Below are 2,552 nucleotides of genomic sequence, written 5' to 3' on the forward strand. Positions count from 1 at the left end.
ACGGAGCGCAGCGACGCGGGGCCTTTGCTATTTACTTTGTTTGCGAGTTCGCGGTCAAGCTCCCGCGCGTTTTTCGCAACGATTCTCCTTCGAGGGTAATGCGATGTGCGTTGTGTACCAGGCGGTCGAGAATGGCATCGGCGACCGTCGGCTCGCCGATCGCACCATGCCAGAGATCCACAGGAATTTGACTTGTCGCGAGCGTGGAGCGGTATCCGTGGCGATCGTCAAGAATTTCAAGCAAATCGCGACGCGCGGAGTCGGTCAGTGGCGCCATCGCCAGATCATCCAGAATCATGATGTCGGTCTTCGCCCATTGCGCCAGCAGCCGCGCGTAGCGCCCGCTGCCGTGGGCGATGGCCAACTCCTCGTTCAATTTAGGCATGCGCAGGTAGCAGGCGGTGAACCCCTGACGGCATGCCTGAAGCGCGAAGGCGCAGGCAAGCCAACTCTTGCCCAGACCGGTCGGCGCGACCAGAATCAGATTCTGTTTCTCGCGAACCCATTCGCAGGTCAACAGCCTTGCCGTCAGCGTTCGGTCCAGCCCCCGGTTGGTGCGATAGTCAATATCTTCTGGCGACGCATCGGCGAACTTCAACTTGGCGCGGCGCAAACGCGACGCCGTTTGCCGCGATTCGCGTTCGCTTGCTTCGCGCTCGACCAACAACCCCAGGCGCTCTTCAAAGCCCAGCCGGTCTATTCCATCTTGGGACTGTTGCTCGGCGAGCGCTGCCGCCATGCCGAGCAGGTGCATCGCGTGCAACTTGTCAATCGTAGGATGATGCAGCATCGTGATTTCCTTTCAGTGGTAATACGAAGGCCCGCGCACGTTGGCGTGCGTGAGCGGCAATTCGGCCTGGTCAGCAACCGGTTCGGGCTGTCGATCCAGGCCGTTCTTCAGCGTCGATGCAATGAACGTGTAGCTCGGTGCTTTCAGATCAATGGCGCGGCGACAGGCGGCTTCCAGCCGGTCGCGCCCGTAGCTTTTGCCCATGCGCAGAATCCCCAGGCAAGCGCGATAGGCTTGCTGCGGGTGCTGACGCCCGGCCAACAAGTGTTGGATCACGGCTTGTGTATGAGGGCCGATGCCGCCGGCCCAGTCCAGCAGACGTTGCGGGTTCCACTCTGTTGCCGCCTGATGATTCGCTGGCATGTGCGCGGTAACCGTCGTGGGGAAATGCACCCGATTGCTTTTGGCGTGAGCCGCGATACGCTGGCCGCGAAGGAATATCTCGACAGTCGACGCGGTATGTCGCACGTCAACCTGCTCGCGCGCGAAGCGGTAGGGCACCGAGTAATAGTGCTTGTCGAGTTCAACGTGGTAGTCGGGGCCGACACGCGCGACTTTCCAGTCGGCGTATTGATATGGGCGCTCGGGCAATGGCTTGAGCGCGGGACGATCGATTTCCTCGAACACACTACGGCGGCAGCCGGACAGCTTCTTGTAGGGCTTGTTATTCAGATCGACGAGCAATGCCGCGATCGCGCGGTTGGCTTCATCCAGACTGAAGAAGCGCTCGTTGCGCAGGCGCGCAAGAATCCATCTCTGGACCACGAGCACCGCCGTCTCTGCCTTAGCTTTATCGCGGGGTTTTTTACTCCGGGCTGGGATGACTGCCACGGAATAATGCGAGGCCATCTCCCGATAGGTCTGGTTCACCGTGGGATCGTAGAAGCTCGGCTTATGCACGCCCGACTTGAGATTGTCGGGGACAAGGATCTCGGGCGTGCCGGTGTAAAACCGAAAGGCGCGCACGTGCGAACCGATCCAGTCCGGCAGCTTCTGGCTCCACGTGGCTTCGGCGAACGTACAACTGGACACGCCAAGCGCCGCGACGAACAATTCCGCTTCACGGATTTCGCCGGTGTTCGCATCGATGATGCCGATCTTCTTGCCAGAGTAGTCAACGAACAGCTTCTGGCCCGGCACGTGAACTTGCCGCAGCGTGAGCGGCAGCCGTTGCGCCCATTCCTGATAAACCTTGCAGAACCAGCTATACCCGTATCCGTCCGGGTGCTGAGCTCTGTATTCCTGCCACAACAGGTCGAGCGTGACGCCCTTCCTGCCGAGTTCGCGGTGAACTGCAGCCCAGTCAGGCAAGCCGCGCGACAGTTCCCGCGGCCCGGGCGGCGGATACAGCCGCGCCTCGAGCGCCACGTCGTCGGTTTGAAGTTCCGCCGGCAGCGGGTAACTCAACCCAGCCAGCTTCATGCGGCGAAGATAAAGCCACACCGATGTGGTCGATGTGCCGACGGCGTCGGCGATCTCCCTCTGATTACGGTCGCATTCGAAATGCAACCGCAGTACTTCCCTGATTTTGCGCATGGTCAACCTGGTATTCGCCATTCGGCACTCTCGACAAAATGCCAATCGTGCCACCGTTGACCCGCGTCGCCGTCACCGCTAAATCCTGTTCGCGATGGCGTGGAAACCTTGTTCTATTTGCCGTGGAATCGGCATTAACTTTGCCGTGGAATCGGCATTAACTTTGCCGTGGAATTCGTGATTTTTTTCCCGTGGAATCCTTGTTCGCGATGGCGTGGAATACGCA

The 2,552-nt window shown here is 59.9% G+C and carries 2 protein-coding genes; both read right to left on the minus strand.

Annotated elements, in window-relative coordinates:
* Positions 1 to 31: 31 nt before the first annotated feature.
* Complete coding sequence (gene istB / locus ACRXB1_RS34400; protein ID WP_449494579.1) at positions 32 to 790, minus strand: IS21-like element helper ATPase IstB; 759 nt, start codon at positions 788 to 790, stop codon at positions 32 to 34.
* Between the two features lie 12 nt (positions 791 to 802).
* Positions 803 to 2,347: an IS21 family transposase gene (istA, locus tag ACRXB1_RS34405; protein WP_449494580.1), complete on the minus strand. Its 1,545-nt coding sequence runs from the start codon at positions 2,345 to 2,347 to the stop codon at positions 803 to 805.
* Positions 2,348 to 2,552: the final 205 nt, after the last annotated feature.

It is taken from the genome of Caballeronia sp. M23-90 (assembly GCF_053574605.1).

Bases quoted from the DNA above. Each gene is read 5' to 3' on its own strand.
- istB (WP_449494579.1), bottom strand. From the start codon at position 790: ATGCTGCATCATCCTACGATTGACAAGTTGCACGCGATGCACCTGCTC.
- istA (WP_449494580.1), bottom strand. From the start codon at position 2,347: ATGGCGAATACCAGGTTGACCATGCGCAAAATCAGGGAAGTACTGCGG.